Genomic DNA, 19928 nt, shown 5'->3' on the forward strand with positions numbered 1-19928 from the left:
GGCCTCTAGAGCGCGGCGAGCAGGGTCCCGAGCGCCTGCATATCAGGTGGGAGCGCCGTCTCGAATCGCAACGCCTCCCCTGTTACCGGATGGACGAAGCCAAGGACGGCAGCGTGCAGGGCTTGGCGCATCAGGCCGGCTTCGATGATGGCGGCCTTCACGGCGGCGGCGGGGCTGCCCGATCCGTAGACGGCGTCTCCCAGAATCGGCGAACCCTTCGAGGCCAGATGCACCCGGATCTGGTGGGTCCGGCCGGTATGCAGAGTGCAGGCGACACGCCCGGCCTGAGGTGCGGACCCCGCCTTCGCCGGCAAGCCGTAGCGAGCCTGAACGACATAGTCGGTGACGGCGTTTCGCCCGCCGGCCTTCAGCACCGCCATCTTCTTCCGATCCGAGGACGAGCGCCCGATCTGGGTCTCGATCCGACCGTGCTCCGGCGACGGGGCGCCGCGCGTCAAGGCGATGTAGGTCCGTTCGATGTCGTGGGCGGCGAACAGTTTGGACAATCCCGCATGGGCGCGGTCGGACTTGGCGGCGACCATCACGCCGGAGGTGTCCTTGTCCAGCCGATGAACGATGCCGGGGCGAGCGACGCCGCCGATGCCGGACAGGCTGTCGCCGCAGTGATGCAGCAGGGCATTGACCAGGGTGCCGTCCGGTGTGCCGGGAGCCGGATGGGCGGCCATGCCCGCAGGCTTGTCGATGACGATCAGGTCGGCGTCCTCATAGAGGACGGTCAGAGGAATCGCCTGGGGCAGGGGCGTGGCCGAGGCGACCGGAGGGACAGCGATGGCATAGGTCCCGGCTGAGGCCTTTGACGAGCCGTTAGTCAGGACCACTCCGTTCAGGCTGATCGCACCGTCTGCGATCAGGGCCTGGATCCGGGCGCGCGACAGATGGGTAACGACGTCGGCCAGCGCCTTGTCGAGGCGCTGGCCGGGGACCGTCACTGCGACAGTCAGAGTCTCGCCGCCGGACGTATCGTCCGGATCGGTGTCTTCGAGCGGATCGTTCAGGACGCCGCCTTCAGCTCGCGGCCATAGACCGGGTCAAGGTCGCCCTTGGCGTATCGTTTGGCCATCTGGGCGGTGGACATCGGTCGGATCGACGAGGCCTGCCCCTCGCAGCCGAACTGCTGGTAGCGTTCGATGCAGAGCTTGCGCATCGCGTCCTTGGCCGGCTTCAGCCAGGCGCGCGGATCGAACTCGCCCGGCTTTTCCATCAGGATCTTCCGCACCGCGCCGGTCATGGCCATGCGATTGTCGGTGTCGATGTTGATCTTGCGCACGCCGTGCTTGATGCCGCGCTGGATTTCCTCGACCGGAACGCCCCAGGTCTGGGGCATCTGGCCGCCGTATTGATTGATGATGTCCTGCAGGTCCTGCGGCACCGACGACGAGCCGTGCATGACCAGGTGGGTGTCGGGCAGGCGGCGGTGGATCTCCTCGATCACATGCATGGCCAAGACCTCGCCGTCGGGCTTGCGCGAGAATTTGTAGGCTCCGTGCGAGGTGCCCATGGCGATGGCGAGCGCATCAACCTTGGTGCGGCTGACGAAGTCGACCGCCTGATCCGGGTCGGTCAGCAGGGCGGAGTGATCCAGCTTGCCCTCGAAGCCGTGACCATCCTCGGCCTCGCCCATGCCGGTCTCCAGCGAGCCGAGTACGCCCAGTTCGCCCTCGACCGAGACGCCGCAGGCGTGGGCCATCTCGGTGACGCGACGGGTGACGTCGACGTTGTAGTCGTAGTCGGCGGGCGTCTTGCCGTCCTCCATCAGCGAGCCGTCCATCATCACCGAGGTGAAGCCATACTGGATGGCGGTGGCGCAGGTCGCGGGGCCGTTGCCGTGGTCCTGGTGCATGCAGACCGGGATGTGCGGATAGAGCTCGGCAAGGGCGTCGATCAGCTTGGCCAGAACGATGTCATTGGCGTAGCTGCGCGCCCCGCGGCTGGCCTGGATGATGACCGGCGCGTTGACGGCCTCGGCCGCCTCCATGATCGCCAGGCCCTGTTCCATATTGTTGATATTGTAGGCCGGCAGGCCGTAGTCGTTCTCGGCCGCATGGTCGAGAAGCTGTCGCAGCGTGATGCGCGCCATGGTGTGAAACCCCTGAGCCAGTGTCTATTTTGCGGTTGGTTTAGCGGGCGACGGCGGCGAAGTCACGCCGTGTTACAGGTCGCATCAGACGATGCGACGCGGGCCGAGGTCCGCATCGTGGCACTCGGCGAGCACCGCAAAAAGCTGCGGCAGCTGGATCGGTTTGCCCAGCACGCCGTCTGCGCCGGCCGCGAGATAGCGTTCGATGTCCTCGGCGAAGACGTTGGCGGTGAGCATATGTACGGCCGCGACGCCTGCGATGTTTTCGGCGCGAATCTGCCGCACGGCGGTGGGTCCGTCCATCACCGGCATGTTGGCGTCCATCAGGATCAGGTCGAATCGACCGGCTCGAAGAGCCTCGACCGCCTGAAGCCCGTTCTCGACCAGCGTCAGCTCGACGGCCGCGGGTGCCAGCAGGACCTGCAGCACCCGACGGTTGCCGGCGTTGTCCTCGGCGGCGAGCACGCGCAGGCCCCTGACCGGCGCGAAGGCTACGGGCAAATTTTCGGCCGGGGCCGCGTCGCCGACCGGGCAGCTGAACCAAAACCGGCTGCGTCCGTCGTCCGTGCGGTCGGAGCAAATCTGTCCCTCCAGCACCCGCACATTGCCGACGCAGATCGACAGGCCGAGCCCGGCCCCGCCGACGGCACGCCCGGAGTCGGTCTGTTCGAAGGCCTCGAAAATCCGCTCCCGATCTGCCTCAGGCACCCCGGGTCCGCCGTCGATCACCTCGAGACGGAGTTGCTTGTCCGCGGAGGCGGCGACGATCCGGACCTCGGCGTCCGCAGGGGTGAATTTGAGGGCGTTGAGATCAGGTTGACGAGGGTCTGTTCGACCCGGCCCTCGTCCTGCCGGATTCGATCGAGGTCGAGGCGAGATGTGTCCAGCCGAAGATTGACTTCCATCTCCCGCGCCCTCGGTGTCCAGATGGCGATGATGGCGTCAAGCTTCGCGCGGATGTCGAAATCGCTCAACCGGGCCGTTGCCTGGTTGGCCTCAATACGCGACATGTCGAGCACCGCGTCCAGTAGCCGCAGCAGCATTTGCCCCGAGGCGAGCACGCCGTCGTTCAATTCATGCTGAGCCACCGTCAAGGGTTCGCGTTTCAGCGCCTCGGACAGGCCCAGCACCGCGTTCAGCGGCGTCCGCACCTCATGGCTGGTGACGGCGAGGAAGTTGGACTTGGCCCGGTTGGCGGCCTCCGCGGCCTCCTTTTGCCCCTGTGCCTCGGCGTAGAGGGTCGTTAGCTCGGCGTTGTGGATGCGCAGGCGACGGGCATTACGATAGCGTTCCACCACCCGACCCAGTTGGGCTCCCATCTGGTTGATCATATCCAGCAGTTCGGGGTCGGGGGGGATCGCGCTCCGCTGGAAGAATTCGATCACCGCACCCACCTCCTCGCCGATCAGGGCGGGGAAGGCGAAACCGCCGCGAAGGCCGCTGCGGCCCGCGGCCAGCGCGCGTGGGAAGTTCGGTTCCAGCGTCACGTCCTCGACCCAGACTCCCGCCTTTGCCGCCAGCACCTGGCCGGGCAGGCCTACGCCGGAGGTGAAGGTGATATGCGCGGAGGCCTCGCGGAACGGTGCCAGGTGTGGTTCGTCGGCACCGTACCAGACGCCCGAAGACACCAGCCGGGAGGGGTCGTCGTCGTCGAACATGCAGACGTGGCCGACTGGCCAGCCGGTGAAGGCACAGACTTCCCGCAAGGCCTCGCCGAATGCGATGGCCGGATCGTCGCCGAGATTGGCGGCGGTCGCGATGGCCTGGACGAGCCGCAGGCGTTCCTGCTGTTGATACAGGGCCAGAATGCCGCTTTCGGCTATGGCTTCCGCTGCCAGACGCGCCTCGCGCTCGCGCGCGAAGCGGCGTTCCAGCCGCGCGATCTGGATGGCGGGATCGGGCTGCCCGGTTCGCGGCGGGACGATGGTCACGCTGCAGCGACCCCGAGGTCTGGGGCTGCTTTCCAGCTGATCAAGAACGTGCAGTGCGGATCACCGCGCTGGGTACAGGCCGCGTGCTCGAACATGACCTCTTCGCCATACCAGACGGCGGCCCCTTCAACGAAGCCCTGGGCCAGGGCGCACATGTTGCGGGTCGACAGATACTCCATGAGAAGCCGGCCATCCGTCCCATCCGACATACGGAAATAGGGGCAGGCGGCACCGGGATACAGCTTGCGGACCTCGGCGTGGATGATGGTGTTGACGCCGGCCGTGAACTCGCTCGCCGAGCGGGGACCTTCAAAGAAGGCTGGATAGAGCTCGGCCAGAACGGGTATGGCGCTTTGGCCGAACCAGCGCAGCACCTGGTTCCGGTCCAGCGAGAGTGCCTCCATCGCTGCGGTCACCAGCGCCTCGATCTCGCTATCGGGATAGTTGCCGAGCGAGGTGTAGGCCCCCGACACACCGGCACTCTCGATCAGCGTGTCCCAGGTGTCGGCTCCGAATGCGCGCTGCACGGATTGCTCCAGCAGGTTGAAGACAACGCCCTTCATAAAATCCTCCTTCGAACTCGAAGGTGAACTACCCCTGATGCGAAACGAGACCCTTAACGCGCAGCAAGAGGTCCAATGATTTCAAGCGTCCAACAGGACGTTGGCAGCAGGCCGGGGACTAGGCGCGCAGCGCCTCGACCCCCGGCAGGGGCTTGCCCTCCATCCACTCCAGGAAGGCACCGCCTGCTGTAGAGACGAAGGTCATGTCGTCGGCCACGCCTGCGTGGTGCAGGGCCGCGACCGTGTCGCCGCCGCCGCCAACCGCGACAAGATGTCCGCCCCTGGTCCGGGCCGCGACGTGGCGGGCGACCGCGATCGTGGCGTCGTCGAAGGGCGGGACTTCGAAAACGCCCAGCGGACCGTTCCAGATCAGGGTCTTCGAGGCGTCGATGGCGTCGATCAGGCGGGCGACCGAGGCCGGGCCGGCGTCGAGGATCTTGTCGTCGGCCGACAGCGGCTGGCCGGCGACGACGGGGCGGGCGGCCGCGCCGGGCTTGACCTCGGTGGCGACCACGAAGTCCACGGGCAGCAGCAGTTCGCAACCCCGCGCCTTCGCCTCGACGATGATCTCGAGCGCCGTGTCGGCCATATCGCGCTCGGCCAGGGAGCCGCCGATGTCGACCCCTTGCGCGAACAGGAATGTGTTGGCCATGCCGCCGCCGATGGCGAGCCGGTCGAGCTTGCCGACCAGGTTCTTCAAAAGGTCCAGCTTGGTCGAGACCTTGGCCCCGCCGACGATGCCGATGACGGGCTTCCTGGGATTGCCCAGGGCGGCGTCGAGCGCATCCAGCTCACGCCGCATCGACTCGCCGGCATAGGCGGGCAGCAGGTGGGCGACACCCTCCGTCGAGGCGTGCGCCCGGTGGGCGGCGGAGAAGGCGTCGTTCACGTACAGGTCCGCCAGTTCGGCCAGCTGGGCGGAGAAGGCCGGGTCGTTGGCCTCCTCGCCGGCGTGGAATCGGACGTTTTCCAGCAGGATCACCCCGCCGGCGTCGATGTCGGCGATGGCGGCCCTGGCCTCGTCGCCGACACAGTCGCTGGCAAAGCGAACGGGGGCGCCCAGCAGATGCTCCAGATCATCGACCACGAGCCTCAGGCTCATGGACGGCACGACCTTGCCCTTCGGCCGGTCGAAATGGGCCAGCAGGGCGACCTTGGCTCCCGCGTCGCGCAGCCGGTTGATGGTTGGGATGGCGACCCGCAGCCGGGTGTCATCGGTGACCTTGCCGTCCTCCATCGGGACATTGAAGTCCACGCGGACAAGGGCGGTCTTGCCGACCAGGGAACCAGCGTCGTCGAGGGTGCGGAACGTCATTCGAAATCTCCTCCGCTCATCCCCGCGAAAGCGGGGACCCAGTGCTTTCGTGAGACATGATGACCCGGGTCATGAGCGGTGCGCGAAACGGAAGGCGATTGTCGCCCAAAGGACTGGGTCCCCGCTTTCGCGGGGATGAGCGGAAAAGAGCCTACATCAGTTTCGACATCACCAGCGCCGTATCGGCCATCCGCGTCGCGAAGCCCCACTCGTTGTCGTACCAGGTCAGGACGCGGGCCAGCTTGCCGTCGACGACCTGGGTCTGGGGCAGGGCGGCGGTGGACGAGGCGGCGATGTGGTTCAGGTCGGTGGAGACCAGCGGCTCGGTCGTCGTCGCCAGGACGCCCTTCATCGGACCGTCGGCGGCGGCCTGCAGCGCGGCGTTGATTTCCTCGACGGTGACCTCGCGACCGGCGACGACCTTCAGGTCGACGACCGAGACGTTCGGGGTCGGGACGCGGATCGACGAGCCGTCCAGCTTGCCTTTCAGTTCCGGCAGGACCAGGCCCAGGGCCTTGGCGGCGCCGGTGGAGGTCGGGATCATCGACAGGGCGGCGGCCCGGCCCCGGTACAGATCCTTGTGCATCGTATCCAGCGTCGGCTGGTCGCCGGTGTAGGAGTGGATGGTGGTCATATAGCCGCGCTCGATGCCGAACAGGTCGTTCAGCACCTTGGCGACAGGGGCCAGGGCGTTGGTCGTGCACGAACCGTTCGAGACGATGATGTCGTCGGCGGTCAGGGTGTCGTGGTTGACCTTGTAGACGATGGTCTTGTCGGCGTTGTCGCCGGGCGCCGAGATCAGGACGCGTTTGGCGCCGGCCTTCAGGTGGGCTTCGGCCTTGTCCCGGGCGGTGAAGATGCCGGTGCACTCGAAGGCGATGTCGACGTTCAGCGCCTTGTGCGGCAGGTTGGCCGGGTCGCGCTCGGCCGTGACCTTGATCTTGCCGAGGCCCACATCGATCCAGTCGTCGCCGTGCTCGATCGTGCCCGGGAAGCGGCCGTGGACCGAATCGTACTTCAGCAGGTGGGCGTTGGTGGACACCGGCCCCAGGTCGTTGATCGCCACCACCTCGATGTCGCGGCGGCCATGCTCGACGATCGAACGGAGGACGAGGCGGCCGATGCGGCCGAAGCCGTTGATGGCGACGCGAACGGTCATGGGGGCGAGCTCCTGAAGCGGCGTTTTATGGTTGGCGCTTCAATGGGACCGGCGGCGCTGAGTATCAACCCCGGCAGCGTCACAAGGGATGATCGGATGTAACGGTTCAGCTTGCGAGCGGCAGGGACAGCCGGGCCTCCAGCCCGCCTCCGGCGCGGTTGGTCAGGGTCACGTCGCCGCCCGCCGCCCGCGCCGCCTGACGCGCCACGGCGAGGCCCAGCCCCGCGCCGCCGGTCTGACGGTTGCGGGAGCGTTCGCCGCGCTGGAACGGCTCGAACACCGTGTCCAGCTCGGCCTCTGGCAGGCCGGGGCCGTCGTCGGCGACGGTCAGGACGACCCTGTCTCCCGACCGGACCGCCTCGACGCGAGCCGCGTCGCCGAACTTCAGCGCATTGTCGATCAGGTTGGCGACCGCCCGCCGCAAGGCCGCCGGGTCGCCCTCGACCGGCAGGGGCTGATCGCCCGAGAAGGTCACCGCCGCCCCGGTCTCGGCGAAGCCCGCCGCGCAGTCGGCGGCGAGATGCGCGAGGTCGAGCCGTTCGCGACGTTCCGCCTGGACCTCGCCGCGCACGAAGGCCATGGCCTGGCCGATCAGCCCGTCCATCTCCTCGACGTCGGCGGCCATCTTGTCGCGCAGGGCCTCGGGCGCCTGTTCCGCGCGGAACCGCAGCCGCGTCAGGGGGGTGCGCAGATCGTGGGCGATAGCGGCGATAGTCTGGGTCCGCTGGCGCATATGGCCCCGGATCGAGGCCTGCATGTCGTTGAAGGCGCCGATGGCCGTGCGTACCTCTGACGGGCCGGACGGGACCAGAGGGGGGGCGTCCGGATCGGCGCCGAGCCGCTCGGCCGCCTCGGCGAACTGGCGGATCGGGCGGGTCAACCGACGCGCCATGAGCCAGACCAGCGGTGCCAGCAACAGGGCGGTGATGCCCAGGGCGATCAGCAGCCGCATCTGCCACGGGTCGATCAGGCCATGCGGCGGCTCGACCGTGGCCCAGCGCCCGTCGTCCATCCGCACCGAGGCCGAGAAGGGCGCGAAGGTCAGGCGGTCGGCGGTGACCGTAAACCGCGTCGGTCCCTCGCCAGCCGTCACCACGCGAACGTCGTTCGAGCCCGGGGGTGAGGGTATGCCGCGCCGCGCCAGCACCTCGCCGACCTCGGCCATGATGGCGTCGTGGTCCGCCCGGTGATCCTCGCCCGGCGCGGCCCGGCGGGTGAAGACAATGCTCGAACTGCTCCCGGTGATGCGGGCGCCTGCGACCAGCGGCCCCTGATCCGGGGGGCGAGGTCCGCGCGGCAGGGCGGGGCGCCAGTGCGTGCGTTCCGGCGACAGCCACACCCGCACGTCGCCCGGTCCCCGGCCCAGCCTCTGGGCCAGCCCCATGCTGATCGCGCGTTCAACCGGTCCGTCACCGGGGTCGTGTTGGGGCGGCTGGTCCGAGACCCGGCGGACGAGTGCGCGGCCGTCGGAGGTCTCGGCGGGCCGTCCGGCCAGGGCGTCGGCGGCGGCCGGAATGCCGAAACCGGCGGGCTGCGGCGGCGGCGCGGTCAGGACGACCGCGAAGACCACGGCCTGGGAGGCGACGACCGCGAAGACGGAGAGCAGGGCCACCTGCATCAGGACCGACATGGAGCCGAAGGGCGAAGACCGGGGTTTCATGCCCGCGCCCCGGCCCGGTCCGCCCGTCGGACGCGCGCGTCGAAGCGATACCCCTCGCCCCGGATCGTGGTGATCAGTTCGCGACCCGAGCCGTCGTCGAGTTTCTTCCTCAGGCGGCTGATCTGTACGTCCATCGCGCGGTCGAAGACGTCGGCGTCGGCGCCCCGCGCGGCTTCCAGCAGCTGGTCGCGGGTCAGGACCCGGCCCGGCCGCTCGGCGAAGGCGCGCAGCAGGCCGAACTCTCCGGCCGACAGGGTCACGATCTCTCCGCCGGGCTGCGACAGTTCGCGCCGCACGAGGTCCAGCCGCCAGCCGTCGAACATCAGGGCCGCCCCCGCCGGAGCCTCGTCCTCACGCGGACGACGCAGCACCGCTCGGATGCGGGCCAGCAGCTCGCGCGGATTGCACGGCTTGGCCAGATAGTCGTCGGCGCCGAGTTCCAGCCCCACGATCCGGTCGGTGTCCTCGCCCATGGCCGACAGCATGACGACGGGCGGCGTGCCCGACAGCCGGCGCACGACCGACAGCCCGTCCTCGCCCGGCATCATCAGATCCAGCACGATCAGGTCGGTGGGGCTCTCGGCCAGGGCCCGGTCCATCTCGGCCGCCGAGGCCGCGCCGCGCGCCTGATAGCCGTGCTGACCCAGGTAGTCGCACAGGACTTCCCGAATGCCGGGATCGTCGTCGACGACGAGGATGCGTGGGGAGGGATCGCTCATGGCCGCCTACATGCCCTGACAGATAGACCGTACCATTTCACGGCTGAAACAATTGATCCGGAGCCTGAAATACCCCGGCAAGCCCGCCATGGTCCAAGGGCGCATCAGAAACTTGAAGGAAAAGACTTCATGTCCGTCATCGCCATCGCCCTGCTGGCCGCCCTGAACGGCGCCGCACCCCAGGATCAGGCCGCGCCCCGGGTCGAGACCCGCTCCGAGATCCGCATCGTCAATGCGGGCGGCGAAGGCCCCGGCCGGCTCGACGCGGATGGCGACGGCGTGGTGACGCGCGAGGAGTTCTCGGCTCCGATGGGCGACGCCTTCGATCGCCTCGACGCGAACGACGACGGACGCCTGTCGACCGAAGAGCTGGCCGCCGGCCACGGCGAAGGCGGCCCCGGCCATCGCATGATGATGATGGGCGGTCCCGGCGGCCCCGGTGGTCCGGGCGTTCACATCATCACCCGCGAAGGCGGCCCGGGCGGTCACGGCGCTCCCGGCATGATGATGTTCGGCGGCCCCGAAGGCCCCGGCGGTCCGGGCGGCGATGTCCGCGTCTTCTCCTTCCGTCACGGCGGCCCGGAGGGTGGTCCCGAGGGCGGTCCGCCCCACGCCGGCCCCGGCGGTTCGAGTTCGCATCAGGTCTTCGTCCATCGTTTCGGCGGTCCGGACGGCCCCGGCGAGATGGACAAGGATGGCGACGGCAAGGTCTCGCAGGAAGAGTTCCTGGCCCCGATGCGCGAAGCGTTCGGCCAGATGGACGCTGACAACAATGGCTTCCTCGACGAAGGCGAAGGACATCCCGCACGGCCGCACGCCGACTGATCCGCTGTTGCGCCATCGGTTTCGTGACTTGAGGCGCGGCGGTTCGGCGGTCTAGGCTGGCGGGGATGGTTCTCCCCGCCCGCCGCGCCTTCCTTGCCCTGATCGCCGGCGCCGTCCTCCTCACGGGGGCGGCGTTCGCGCCTTCGACCGTTTCCGCCCAGGCGGTCGAGACGATCGAGGCGCCCGCGATCCCGACCCGCGACCGCGCCCGCATGAACGGGCGGGTGTTCGACACGGTCTGGAACCTCGTTCGTCGCCAGTATTACGACCCGGACCTGCACGGACTGGACTGGAACGCCGTCCGCGAGACCTGGCGACCCCAGGCCATCGCCGCCGACGACGACCGCGACCTGTACCGGGCGCTCAGCGGCATGCTGGACCTGCTGGACGACGATCACGCCGGCGCCATTTCCGCCGCCGTCGCCCGCCGTCAGGACCAGCAGCGGACCCGGCGCGCGGTGATGGGGGTCTCCCTGGCCCGTCAGGACGGCGACCAGTGGCGTATCGAAAATGTCCGCGTCGGATCTCCGGCGGCGGAAGCGGGCCTCCAGCCGGGCTGGGTGCTCCAGGCCATCGACGGCCAGTCCTGGGGTGTCGATTTCGACGTCGAGGAAGGCCGTGCGCTGCAGCTCGACCTGACCGACGAAGCCGGCGCCCTGCAGCGTGTCTTGGTCACCCCGCGCGTCATGGATCCGATCCCGGCCTTCAGCGTGGATGCGTCGCGACCCGGCGTGGTCGTGCTGCGGATCGAAGGGTTCGAGTCCGGCCTCGGCCGCTGGCTGGGGCAACGCCTTGCCGAGGTCTCGCCAGAAACCGACGTCGTCATCGACCTGCGCGGCAACCCTGGCGGTCTGTTGCTCGAGGCCGACGCGGCCCTGTCCTGCTTCCTCCCGGCGCGGCAGGAATGGGCGACGCGGGTGTCGCGCAGCGGCCGGCCGGTGACCCTGTCGATCATGCCGGGCTGCGGGACCCTGTCCGGCCCCGTGGCCAACGACGTGGCCCTTCTTGTCGATGGATCGAGCCGCAGCGCCGCCGAACTGACCCCGGCCGCCTTGCAGGAATCCGGCCGCGCCCTCGTCGTCGGCGAACACACCGCCGGGGCCGTTCTGATCTCGCAGGACAGTCCATTGCCGGACGGCGGCCGTCTGACCCTCAGCCGCGCCGACTACATCACTGCCGGCGGCGTGCGGCTGGAGAAGCGCGGCGTTGAGCCCGACATCGTCGTGGTCCGCACGGCCGAGGAACGCCGCGCGGGTCTCGACCCGGCGCTCGATGCGGCCATCGCGGCCCTGGCCCGTCAGGACACGGCAAGGGTGACGGTCGTCCCGGCCATCAGCTCCGAAGGCCTCTGAGACCATGATCGCGACGACGGCCCTGCGCTGGTTGCGTTCGAGCCTTGTCGCTGCCGCCCTGGCGCTGTCCGCCTGCCAGACCATCCCTTACGAGCGTCCGGGGGGCCTGCCTCCGGCGGTTCAGGTCGCCGACGGTTCGGCCGAACGCGCGGCCCTGAACGCGCGTGTCTACGACCAGGCGGTCCGCTATGTCGAACGGCTGTTCTACAGCCGCGACTTCCACGGAACGAACTTCGCCGCCGAGGCTGCGTCCCGTCGCGCAGAGGCCGTTGCGCAACCGACGGAGCTCGATTTTTACGCCCGGCTGGAGCAACTGGTCGAGGTTCTCGGCGACGATCACACCCAGACCCTCAGCCCCACCCGCCGCGAGCGTCTGGCCGCGAATGACGCGGGCGCCCAACGGCCGGCCTACGGCGTTGTCATTCTGCCGCGCGGCGATGAACGCTGGGTGCTCCGCGTACGTCCCGACAGTCCGGCGGCGGAGGCCGGGGTGATGCCGGGCTGGAAGATCGAGAGCATCAACGGGGCCAGTCCGCACCTGGGTTCGGTCGCGCGCGAGGACCGGGCCGACCGGTTCGTCTTCCTCGACGAGGTCGGCGAGCGTCACCAGATCGAACTGACCGGTGTCCTGATGGACCCCCTGCCGCGCATGGAAGCCCGGCGACTCGAGGGGGACATCGCCCACATCCGCTTTGACGATTTCGACCGCGAGACCTTCGACTGGTACAAGGGTGAGTTCGACGCGCTGGCGCAAGCGCCGCCCGCCGGGCTGATCGTGGACCTGCGCTCCAATGGCGGCGGCAGCCTGAACCTGACCGGCCTGATGCTGTCCTACCTGTTTGATCGACGGATCGACTTTGCGGTCACACAGGGCCGTTTCATCAACCGCATCTACAATGTCGAGCCGCCGGAACGACCCTATCTCGGGCCGGTGGTGATCCTCGTCGGCTCCGCCTCAGCGAGCGGCGGCGAACTCTATCCGGCGGTGGCGCGTGAACTGGACCGGGCCGTGATCGTCGGAGAGCCGACACGCGGCGCGGTCATCGCATCACGCCTGGTCGAGCTGCCGGACGGGGGCGGGATCCGGATCGGAATGACCGACATGACCACGCCCGCAGGAATCCGCCTGGAGAAGACGGGGGTCACGCCGGACATCGTGCTGGACACCGACTGGAGCGAAATCCGGGCCGGTCGCGATCCGGGTCTGACGATCGCCGTGGCCCAGATCGAGCGACTAAGGGCGGAAGCGGCGGAGCGGCCGGCTACCCCGCCACCGGCCTGACCCTGCTCGCGGCCAGGGTCGCCCGTTCGCGCGCCTGATCCGTGGTCTCGCCCCGCGCCAGGGCCACGCCCATGCGTCGCCGCTCGAACGCTTCCGGCTTGCCGAACAGGCGCAGGTCGGCGGTCGGGACCGACAGGGCCTCGGCCACGCCCTCGTAGGCGATCCCCACCCCATCCATGCCGCCATAGATGACCGCGCTGGCGCCGATCTCGCGCTGGCTGACGTCCACCGGCAGACCGAGGATCGCCCTCGCATGCAGGGCGAACTCGCTCTGTGTCTGCGTGGCCAGTGTCACCAGCCCAGTGTCGTGCGGGCGCGGCGAAACCTCCGAGAACCAGACCGCGTCGCCCTTCACGAACAGCTCGACGCCGAAGACCCCGAGCCCGCCCAGAGCCTCCGTCACCTTGCCCGCGATGTCCTGCGCGGTCGCCAGAGAGGCCGCGCTCATGGCCTGGGGCTGCCAGCTCTCGACGTAGTCGCCCCTGACCTGACGGTGGCCGATGGGGGCGCAGAAGTCGGTGACCACCGCGCCGTCGCGCATCGAGCGAACGGTCAGCAGGGTGATCTCGAAATCGAAGTCGATCCGCCCCTCGACGATGACCCGCGCCGTCTCGACCCGGCCGCCCGACTGCGCATAGGCCCAGGCGTTGGCTGCGTCCTCATAGGCGTCGATGAAGGACTGGCCCTTGCCCGACGAGGACATCACCGGCTTGACGAAGACCGGCAGGCCGATCTCGTGCGCGGCCGCCGCCAGTTCCGCCGCCGACCCGGCGAAGGCATAGGGGCTGGTCGGCAAACCCAGCTCCTCCGCCGCCAGCCGGCGGATGCCCTCGCGGTTCATGGTCAGCTGGGTCGCGCGCGCGGTCGGAATGACGCGCGCCATCCCCGCCGCCTCTATGTCGGCCAGCACCTCGGTGGCGATGGCCTCGATCTCCGGCACGATGATGTGCGGCGCCTCGGCCATGATGACGCCATTCAGCACCTGCGGGTCCGTCATCGGGATCACGTGACTGCGATGCGCCACCTGCATGGCGGGCGCGTTGGCGTAGCGATCGACGACGATCACCTCGCAGCCCAGCCGCTGCAGCTCGATCGCGACCTCCTTGCCCAGTTCGCCGCCGCCCAGAAGCATCACCCGGACGGCGGTGTCGGAAAGAGGGGTGCCGAGTTTCATCAGATGGTCCTTATTCAGCCGCTTCGGCATCTTCCCTGGGCGCCCAGTTTCCGGCGGTCTTGCCGGCGGCGAGGGCGTCGATCAGCGCCGCAGGCGCGCCTGCCTCCCGCATCTCGTCAGCGGTGAGATAGACGGTTCCGCCACAGGCCTGAACCACGTGCGCATAGTCGGCGTCGATCGCCACGCCGCCGTGCTCGGCATCGGCCCAGACGCGGAAGCCCTGACCCAGCTCATCGTCGGTCAGGGGTTTCCACACGTCCTGGCACGCTTCCCGCCGTTCGGCGTCGGTCGCCTCCGCCAGCATCTTGCGCTCGTACAGCGTCTCCAGCCGGGGCGAGCGGACGTTGTAGACGTAGTCGGTCGGTATCCCTTCCTCGGCCTGGTCCTGAACCAGGCCCAGGCCCGGGAGCAGGGCGACCCAGTTCACGCGCTCGCCGGTTGAAAGGTCCCAGGTGATCGGGGTCTGCGAGGTCGAGGGATAGGCGCCGCCGCAAAAGATTTCGAGATGCTCGCGCAGGGTCAGATAGGCCGGACCCGTCATCGGTCGCGTGATGGTTCGGGTCCGGCCGTCGCCCTCCTGGCTGTCGGCCATCCGCCCGCATTCGCCTGCATCCGCCACGGCTGTGGCGTCCAGGCGGTCCAGTTCGGCATTGATGCGCACGATGGCCGGGCTGTCGCCGGACAGCCGGGGCATGGCCTCGATATCGGCGGACAGCCTGGGCTTCTCGACCAGGATCGGGTCGCCCGCCGCACCGGCGAGGCCCTCCGCCCGGGAGGTCGTGCCCTGACCGCATGCGGCCAGTCCCAGCATCAGGGCGACCATCGCCGCACTCGTGATCATCTTCATCTCAGCCGCCCCTCAGTTTGCCGGTTCGATCAGATCCCAGGCGTTGCCGTGCAGATCCTCGAAGACCACCACCTTGCCATAGGATTCGGACCTTGGGGCCTCACGGAACGTGACCCCGGCGGCCAGCCAGGCGGCGTGGTCGCGCATCAGGTCGTCGGTTTCCAGGAACAGCCAGACCCGGCCGCCGGCCTGATCGCCGATCCGGGCGACCTGCGCCTCGGTCGTCGCGCAGGCCAGCAGCAGGGAGGTCTGGCCGCCTGTCGGTGTGACCCGCACCCAGCGCTTGCCGTCGCCCATGTCGGTGTCCTCGCTGAGGTCGAAGCCCAGCGTGCCGACATAGAAGGCGATGGCCTCGTCATAGTCGCGGACCAGCAGGCTGACCGCGCCGATCCGGCTCACTACAGGCGAGCCTTGGCCGCCGCCACGATCGCATCCGCCGTGATGCCGAACTCGCGGTACAGCACCTCCGCCGGGGCAGAGGCGCCGAAGCCGGTCATGCCGATGAAGGCACCGTCCTCGCCGATGAACCGTTCCCAGCCCTGTTTGATCGCCGCCTCGCAGGCGACGCGCACCGTGCCCCGGCCGATGACCGAGGCCTGATAGGCGGCGTCCTGCTGCTCGAACAGTTCGAAGCAGGGGACCGAGACGACCCGCGTCGGCGTGCCCCCGGCCTCCAGCGTTTCGGCCGCCTTCAGCGCCAGCGGCATCTCGGTGCCCGTGGCGAACAGGGTAACCCGGGCCTCGCCGTTCGAGGCACGCAGTTCATAGGCGCCGCGGGCCGACAGGTTCTCGTCGGAGGCCGTCACACGCACCGCCGCCGTCTTCTGCCGCGACAGGGCCATCGCCGAGGGCGTCGACTTGTGCTGCAGGGCTAGCTGCCAGCATTCGAAGGCCTCGACCGTATCGGCGGGCCGGAAGACCAGCAGGTTCGGGATCGCCCGCAGCGCCGCCAGGTGCTCGACCGGCTGGTGCGTCGGGCCGTCCTCGCCCAGGCCGATGGAATCGTGGGTCAGGACGTGGATCACGCGGATGCCCATCAGGGCCGCCATGCGGATCGCCGAACGGCTGTAGTCCGAGAACACCATGAAGGTGCCGCCGTAGGGGATGACCCCGCCGTGCAGCGCCATCCCGGTCATGGCCGCCGCCATGCCGAACTCGCGGATGCCCCAGTTGACGTAGCGACCCTCATAGGTCGGCGCGTCCAGGATCGGCGTGCCCTTGACGAAGGTGTTGTTCGAGCCGGTCAGGTCGGCGGAACCGCCGATCAGTTCCGGCACGGCGCCGAAGAGGGCGTCGAGCGCAGCGCCCGAGGCCTGGCGCGTCGCCTGGGCCGGCTGGTCCACGATCAGTCGGGCGATGCCGTCGTTCAGGGCGTCGAACGCGCTCTCCGGCAGGTCGCCTTTCATGGCGCGGGTGAAGTCTGCGGCCTGCGACGAGGCGGCGAGGCGCGCCTCCCACGCCTTGCGGGCCTTGGATCCCTGTTTGCCGACCTTCTTCCAGGCCTTGTCGATGGTCTCGGGGATCACGAAAGGCTCGTGGTTCCAGGCCAGGCCCAGACGCGTCGCCGCGATCTCGGCCGCGCCCAGGGCGGCGCCGTGGGTCTTGTGGCTGCCTTCCATGGTGGCGGCGCCGCGCCCGATTTTGGTCTTGCAGGCGATCAGGGTCGGCTTGTCCTGCTTCGTCGCCCACTGCAGCGCCGACTTGATCGCCTTCATGTCATGGCCGTCGACGGCCTTGACGGCCCAGCCGCAGGCCTTGAAGCGCGCCTTCTGATCGACCGCGTCCGACAGGCTGACCTTGCCGTCGATGGTGATCTCGTTGTCGTCCCAAAGGACAGTCAGCTTGTTCAGCCTGTAGCGGCCGGCGAGCGCGATCGCTTCCTGCGACACGCCTTCCATCAGGCAGCCGTCACCGGCGATGACCCAGGTGCGGTGGTCGACCAGGTCGTCGCCGTATTTCGCCGCCAGATGCCGCTCGGCCATGGCGAAGCCGATCGAGTTGGCCAGGCCCTGACCCAGCGGGCCGGTCGTCGTCTCGATGCCCGGCATGTGCCCGTACTCGGGGTGGCCGGCCGTCTTCGATCCCCACTGGCGGAAGTTCGACAGCTGTTCGGTCGTCGCCGCCTTGTAGCCGGTCAGGTGCAGCAGGGCGTAGATCAGCATCGAGCCGTGACCGGCCGACAGGATGAAGCGGTCGCGGTCGGCCCAGTCGGGACGGCTCGCATCGAACTTCAGGAATTTCGAGAACAGCACCGTCGCCACATCGGCCATGCCCATCGGCATGCCCGGGTGGCCGCTGTTGGCCTTCTCAACCCCGTCCATCGCCAGGACGCGTATGGCGTCCGCCATCATCTTCGGGGTCGCTTTTTCGGGTGCGTCTGAGGGGCGGGCCACGAATGGACCTTTCGTCTTGGTGCGGAAAAGGGAGGCGCGCCGCTTTACCCCGGCGTCACGGCGGGTTCTATACGAAATCTGGAGGAAACGATGGCCGACGCCTCGACAGCTGCGCGCGACAGGATCGACCGGGCCCTCGCCTTGCTGGAACGCAAGGTGCTGGAGCTGAAGGCGCGTCCCGCCATCGCGCCGCGCGTGGCCGATGACGATCTGTTCGCCATCCCTTCGCCCGCCGGACCGGACGAGCATCGCCGCATCGCCGAACTCGAGGCCGCCGGGCGTGACGCCTCAGCTGCCCTCGCCGCCGCCGCCATAGCCGTGCGCGACATCCTCGCCCGGGACGACGCCTGATGGCGACGGTCACGGTCGAGATCAATGGACGCCCCTATGCCGTGGGCTGCGCCGACGGACAGGAGGAGCGGGTCCGCATCCTCGCCAAGCAGTTCGACGTTCATGTGCGCCAGGTCGCGGGCGACGTGGGCCACGTCGGCGACATCCGCCTGTTCCTGATGGCCGCCCTGGTGCTGGCCGACGAACTGCATGAGGTGCGGATGAGCGGTGGGACCGGCCCGGTCTCCGCCGACGCTGCCTCGACCCCGCTTTCCGACACCGGCGTCGCTGAGGCCCTGAACGCCGTCGCCGCCCGCATCGAGAAGATTGCATCGCTGCTGTAGTCGCCCATTGTTCAGCCCCCGGTGAAGGACTATCTTGATCGGTGGCGGGTCATGCTGTGGCTCTCGTCGAAGGCAACACATCCTCGCGGCCTTAATTCACTCGAAGGGATCTGCCCCTGTCTGACCTCGTGGGGTCGGATACGCGGAGCCCACCTGGCTACCCAGGCTCGAGAGGATTTAAACCGTCCTTCACGGCTCTTACGGCGCCGCCAACCTGCCTCTCTTTTGGGCGCTACCGCTCGCGACGCGGTCGCTCGCTGCTCGAGCGCCGGTCGGCGCTGACCCAGGTCGCGCGCGGGGATGACGCCATGAAACGCGGCTGGTTCGGTCCAAAGCGCCTCGGCTGGGGCGCATCTCCGGCGAGTTGGGAAGGCTGGGCCTCAACGGGCGTCTTCATCCTCGCCATGTTGTTGACCGGCAATCTGCTCCGGGATGTTTCCTGGGTCTGGGCGCTGATGCTGGCCGAGATCGCTATCTTTCTGGCCGTGATCCTCCTGACCTACGACAAGAACGCCCGGACGTCCGTCTGACCCACCCGGACAAGCCAGCCCTTCGCGCCGAAGCCCGCGCAGCCCGACGCCGGTTGGCCTCGGTCGAGCCGCTGGCGGCCGAGCGCGTCGCGTCCCATGCCGCTGAACTTCCCTCCGCCGACCTCGTCGCCTTCTATCGCGCCATCGGATCCGAACTCGATCCCGAGCCGCTGGCCCGCGCCTTGATCGCGGCTGGAGCCGCCGCCTGTCTGCCGGTGGCGCTGGAGCGCGATGCCCCGATGATCTTCCGCCGCTGGACCCCAGGCGACCCGCTGGAGGTGGACGCCGCCGGATGCCCTGCGCCCCTGCCTCTGGCCGAGGTCGTCGATCCCGACCTGATCATCACCCCGCTGCTGGCCTTCGACGATTTCGGCGGGCGGCTGGGGCAGGGCGGCGGCTACTACGATCGGACCTTCGCCGCGCGGCCCCACGCGATTCGCATCGGCTTCGCCTTCGCGGGCCAGAGGTCCGCGAGACTGCCCATGGAGTCGCACGACATCCCTCTGCATGGCGTTCTGACCGAGGTCGGCTATACCGCCGCCCGAAAGGTCTAATCCTCCATGAGACTTGCCTTCTTTGGCGACGTGATCGGCAAGTCCGGTCGCGACGGCCTGTCCGACCACCTGCCCGGCCTCAAGCGGGTGCTGAAGCTCGACTTCGTGGTGGTCAATGCGGAGAACGCCGCCGGCGGCTTCGGAATCACCGAGAACACGGCGAAAGAGCTGTTCATGGCCGGCGCTGACTGCCTGACGCTGGGCAACCACTCCTGGGACCAGCGCGAGGCCCTGACCTATATCGTGCGGGAGCCGCGCCTGATCCGCCCCGCCAACTATCCCCGGCTGATGGATGCGCCGGGCGCCGGCGCTAATCTGTTCGAGACTGACAGCGGCCGGACGGTGCTGGTCATGAACGTGCTGGGCCGCATCCACATGGACCCCAACGACGATCCGTTCAGCGCCGTGGACCGAGAGTTGAACGCCGCCCCCCTGGGTCACGTCGCCGACGCCGTCATCGTCGACATGCACGCAGAGGCGACCTCCGAGAAGATGGCCATGGGTCACTTCTGCGACGGTCGCGCCAGCCTGGTCATCGGCACCCACACCCATGTCCCGACCGCCGACTGCCAGATTTTGCCCGGCGGCACGGCCTATCAGACCGACGCCGGCGGGTGCTGCGACTATGACTCTGTCATCGGCAACGAGAAGGAAGAGCCCCTGCGGCGCTTCACCACTCGGATTTCCGGCGGCCGCTACAACCCCGCCAGCGGCCCGGCGACCATCTGCGGCGTCTATGTCGAGACCGACGACAAGACCGGCCTCGCGACCCGAATCGAACCCATCCGCGTCGGCGGCCGCCTCAGCCAGCACATCCCGACAGCCGCCTGAAACGGCGCCGTTGACTGTAAA

At 68.7% G+C, this 19928-nt stretch carries 21 protein-coding genes and 1 other RNA gene; 9 read left to right on the plus strand and 13 right to left on the minus strand.

Annotated features, from left to right (window positions below):
- Nucleotides 1-5: 5 nt before the first annotated feature.
- The 9 genes from ACP7AZ_RS05330 to ACP7AZ_RS05370 form a co-directional block, all read right to left on the minus strand.
- Nucleotides 6-962 carry an RluA family pseudouridine synthase gene (locus ACP7AZ_RS05330; RefSeq protein ID WP_426036914.1) on the minus strand — a complete coding sequence of 319 codons (957 nt, stop codon included), beginning with the start codon at nucleotides 960-962 and terminating at the stop codon, nucleotides 6-8.
- Between the two features lie 50 nt (nucleotides 963-1012).
- Nucleotides 1013-2098 (minus strand): class II fructose-bisphosphate aldolase, encoded by a 1086-nt coding sequence (gene fba / locus ACP7AZ_RS05335; RefSeq protein WP_426036777.1) that lies wholly within the window; start codon nucleotides 2096-2098, stop codon nucleotides 1013-1015.
- Nucleotides 2099-2182: 84 nt separating this feature from the next.
- Nucleotides 2183-2866 carry an ATP-binding response regulator gene (locus tag ACP7AZ_RS05340; RefSeq protein WP_426036916.1) on the minus strand — a complete coding sequence of 228 codons (684 nt, stop codon included), beginning with the start codon at nucleotides 2864-2866 and terminating at the stop codon, nucleotides 2183-2185.
- Complete coding sequence (locus ACP7AZ_RS05345; protein WP_426036779.1) at nucleotides 2824-4029, minus strand: GAF domain-containing sensor histidine kinase; 1206 nt, start codon at nucleotides 4027-4029, stop codon at nucleotides 2824-2826. The genes ACP7AZ_RS05340 and ACP7AZ_RS05345 overlap by 43 nt, the downstream gene beginning before the upstream one ends.
- Nucleotides 4026-4592 (minus strand): heme NO-binding domain-containing protein, encoded by a 567-nt coding sequence (locus ACP7AZ_RS05350; protein ID WP_426036781.1) that lies wholly within the window; start codon nucleotides 4590-4592, stop codon nucleotides 4026-4028. The genes ACP7AZ_RS05345 and ACP7AZ_RS05350 overlap by 4 nt, the downstream gene beginning before the upstream one ends.
- Nucleotides 4593-4710: 118 nt before the next feature.
- A complete protein-coding gene (locus ACP7AZ_RS05355; RefSeq protein WP_426036783.1) occupies nucleotides 4711-5907 on the minus strand; it encodes a phosphoglycerate kinase in 1197 nt (398 codons plus the stop codon).
- Nucleotides 5908-6058: 151 nt separating this feature from the next.
- The gene (gene gap, locus ACP7AZ_RS05360; RefSeq protein ID WP_303695268.1) at nucleotides 6059-7066 is read right to left on the minus strand and encodes a type I glyceraldehyde-3-phosphate dehydrogenase; all 1008 of its coding nucleotides are present in this window, start codon (nucleotides 7064-7066) and stop codon (nucleotides 6059-6061) included.
- 106 nt (nucleotides 7067-7172) lie between these two features.
- Nucleotides 7173-8726, minus strand: a complete 1554-nt coding sequence (locus ACP7AZ_RS05365) for an ATP-binding protein (RefSeq protein ID WP_426036786.1) — start codon at nucleotides 8724-8726, stop codon at nucleotides 7173-7175.
- Complete coding sequence (locus ACP7AZ_RS05370) at nucleotides 8723-9445, minus strand: response regulator (protein ID WP_426036788.1); 723 nt, start codon at nucleotides 9443-9445, stop codon at nucleotides 8723-8725. Before ACP7AZ_RS05370 ends, ACP7AZ_RS05365 begins: the two co-directional genes overlap by 4 nt.
- A 129-nt stretch (nucleotides 9446-9574) precedes the next feature.
- Here ACP7AZ_RS05370 and ACP7AZ_RS05375 point away from each other — a divergent pair, with 129 nt between their 5' ends.
- The 3 genes from ACP7AZ_RS05375 to ACP7AZ_RS05385 all read left to right on the plus strand — a co-directional run bounded on the left by ACP7AZ_RS05375 (nucleotide 9575) and on the right by ACP7AZ_RS05385 (nucleotide 12904).
- Entirely contained in the window at nucleotides 9575-10270 is a 696-nt protein-coding gene (locus ACP7AZ_RS05375) for an EF-hand domain-containing protein (protein WP_426036790.1), read from the plus strand.
- A gap of 65 nt (nucleotides 10271-10335) precedes the next feature.
- Nucleotides 10336-11622, plus strand: a complete 1287-nt coding sequence (locus tag ACP7AZ_RS05380) for a S41 family peptidase (RefSeq protein ID WP_426036792.1) — start codon at nucleotides 10336-10338, stop codon at nucleotides 11620-11622.
- A 4-nt stretch (nucleotides 11623-11626) separates the two neighbouring features.
- Complete coding sequence (locus tag ACP7AZ_RS05385; RefSeq protein WP_426036794.1) at nucleotides 11627-12904, plus strand: S41 family peptidase; 1278 nt, start codon at nucleotides 11627-11629, stop codon at nucleotides 12902-12904.
- Here ACP7AZ_RS05385 and purT read toward each other — a convergent pair.
- The 4 genes from purT to tkt are packed head-to-tail and all read right to left on the minus strand — an operon-like array spanning nucleotide 12885 to nucleotide 17273.
- Nucleotides 12885-14078: a formate-dependent phosphoribosylglycinamide formyltransferase gene (gene purT / locus ACP7AZ_RS05390; protein ID WP_426036796.1), complete on the minus strand. Its 1194-nt coding sequence runs from the start codon at nucleotides 14076-14078 to the stop codon at nucleotides 12885-12887. The two genes, ACP7AZ_RS05385 and purT, sit on opposite strands and share 20 nt — an antisense overlap.
- 10 nt (nucleotides 14079-14088) lie before the next feature.
- Nucleotides 14089-14925: a hypothetical protein gene (locus ACP7AZ_RS05395; RefSeq protein ID WP_426036798.1), complete on the minus strand. Its 837-nt coding sequence runs from the start codon at nucleotides 14923-14925 to the stop codon at nucleotides 14089-14091.
- 12 nt (nucleotides 14926-14937) lie between these two features.
- Entirely contained in the window at nucleotides 14938-15324 is a 387-nt protein-coding gene (locus ACP7AZ_RS05400; protein ID WP_426036800.1) for a VOC family protein, read from the minus strand.
- Nucleotides 15324-17273, minus strand: a complete 1950-nt coding sequence (gene tkt, locus ACP7AZ_RS05405; protein ID WP_426036918.1) for a transketolase — start codon at nucleotides 17271-17273, stop codon at nucleotides 15324-15326. Before tkt ends, ACP7AZ_RS05400 begins: the two co-directional genes overlap by 1 nt.
- A 135-nt stretch (nucleotides 17274-17408) precedes the next feature.
- Here tkt and ACP7AZ_RS05410 point away from each other — a divergent pair, with 135 nt between their 5' ends.
- The 6 genes from ACP7AZ_RS05410 to ACP7AZ_RS05435 all read left to right on the plus strand — a co-directional run bounded on the left by ACP7AZ_RS05410 (nucleotide 17409) and on the right by ACP7AZ_RS05435 (nucleotide 19907).
- Nucleotides 17409-17669, plus strand: a complete 261-nt coding sequence (locus ACP7AZ_RS05410) for a hypothetical protein (RefSeq protein WP_426036802.1) — start codon at nucleotides 17409-17411, stop codon at nucleotides 17667-17669.
- On the plus strand, nucleotides 17669-17992 hold the full coding sequence (locus ACP7AZ_RS05415) for a cell division protein ZapA (protein ID WP_303695281.1): 324 nt from the start codon (nucleotides 17669-17671) through the stop codon (nucleotides 17990-17992). The genes ACP7AZ_RS05410 and ACP7AZ_RS05415 overlap by 1 nt, the downstream gene beginning before the upstream one ends.
- A gap of 48 nt (nucleotides 17993-18040) precedes the next feature.
- Nucleotides 18041-18203, plus strand: a non-coding RNA gene (gene ssrS, locus ACP7AZ_RS05420) — 6S RNA.
- 97 nt (nucleotides 18204-18300) lie between these two features.
- Nucleotides 18301-18522: a hypothetical protein gene (locus ACP7AZ_RS05425; RefSeq protein WP_426036930.1), complete on the plus strand. Its 222-nt coding sequence runs from the start codon at nucleotides 18301-18303 to the stop codon at nucleotides 18520-18522.
- Nucleotides 18519-19076 carry a 5-formyltetrahydrofolate cyclo-ligase gene (locus tag ACP7AZ_RS05430; RefSeq protein WP_426036920.1) on the plus strand — a complete coding sequence of 186 codons (558 nt, stop codon included), beginning with the start codon at nucleotides 18519-18521 and terminating at the stop codon, nucleotides 19074-19076. The genes ACP7AZ_RS05425 and ACP7AZ_RS05430 overlap by 4 nt, the downstream gene beginning before the upstream one ends.
- 6 nt (nucleotides 19077-19082) lie before the next feature.
- Nucleotides 19083-19907 carry a TIGR00282 family metallophosphoesterase gene (locus tag ACP7AZ_RS05435; RefSeq protein WP_303695282.1) on the plus strand — a complete coding sequence of 275 codons (825 nt, stop codon included), beginning with the start codon at nucleotides 19083-19085 and terminating at the stop codon, nucleotides 19905-19907.
- Nucleotides 19908-19928 lie beyond the last annotated feature (21 nt).

Origin of the sequence: Brevundimonas sp. DC300-4, from assembly GCF_049897365.1 — a bacterium.
GTDB lineage: Bacteria > Pseudomonadota > Alphaproteobacteria > Caulobacterales > Caulobacteraceae > Brevundimonas.

Excerpts from the sequence above, each read along its gene's own strand:
- fba (WP_426036777.1), bottom strand. The coding sequence starts at position 2,098 with ATGGCGCGCATCACGCTGCGACAGCTTCTCGACCATGCGGCCGAGAAC.
- ACP7AZ_RS05350 (WP_426036781.1), bottom strand. The coding sequence starts at position 4,592 with ATGAAGGGCGTTGTCTTCAACCTGCTGGAGCAATCCGTGCAGCGCGCA.
- ACP7AZ_RS05355 (WP_426036783.1), bottom strand. The coding sequence starts at position 5,907 with ATGACGTTCCGCACCCTCGACGACGCTGGTTCCCTGGTCGGCAAGACC.
- gap (WP_303695268.1), bottom strand. The coding sequence starts at position 7,066 with ATGACCGTTCGCGTCGCCATCAACGGCTTCGGCCGCATCGGCCGCCTC.
- ACP7AZ_RS05365 (WP_426036786.1), bottom strand. The coding sequence starts at position 8,726 with ATGAAACCCCGGTCTTCGCCCTTCGGCTCCATGTCGGTCCTGATGCAG.
- ACP7AZ_RS05370 (WP_426036788.1), bottom strand. The coding sequence starts at position 9,445 with ATGAGCGATCCCTCCCCACGCATCCTCGTCGTCGACGACGATCCCGGC.
- ACP7AZ_RS05375 (WP_426036790.1), top strand. The coding sequence starts at position 9,575 with ATGTCCGTCATCGCCATCGCCCTGCTGGCCGCCCTGAACGGCGCCGCA.
- ACP7AZ_RS05380 (WP_426036792.1), top strand. The coding sequence starts at position 10,336 with ATGGTTCTCCCCGCCCGCCGCGCCTTCCTTGCCCTGATCGCCGGCGCC.
- ACP7AZ_RS05385 (WP_426036794.1), top strand. The coding sequence starts at position 11,627 with ATGATCGCGACGACGGCCCTGCGCTGGTTGCGTTCGAGCCTTGTCGCT.
- purT (WP_426036796.1), bottom strand. The coding sequence starts at position 14,078 with ATGAAACTCGGCACCCCTCTTTCCGACACCGCCGTCCGGGTGATGCTT.
- ACP7AZ_RS05395 (WP_426036798.1), bottom strand. The coding sequence starts at position 14,925 with ATGAAGATGATCACGAGTGCGGCGATGGTCGCCCTGATGCTGGGACTG.
- tkt (WP_426036918.1), bottom strand. The coding sequence starts at position 17,273 with ATGGCGGACGCCATACGCGTCCTGGCGATGGACGGGGTTGAGAAGGCC.
- ACP7AZ_RS05410 (WP_426036802.1), top strand. The coding sequence starts at position 17,409 with ATGGCCGACGCCTCGACAGCTGCGCGCGACAGGATCGACCGGGCCCTC.
- ACP7AZ_RS05415 (WP_303695281.1), top strand. The coding sequence starts at position 17,669 with ATGGCGACGGTCACGGTCGAGATCAATGGACGCCCCTATGCCGTGGGC.
- ACP7AZ_RS05425 (WP_426036930.1), top strand. The coding sequence starts at position 18,301 with ATGAAACGCGGCTGGTTCGGTCCAAAGCGCCTCGGCTGGGGCGCATCT.
- ACP7AZ_RS05435 (WP_303695282.1), top strand. The coding sequence starts at position 19,083 with ATGAGACTTGCCTTCTTTGGCGACGTGATCGGCAAGTCCGGTCGCGAC.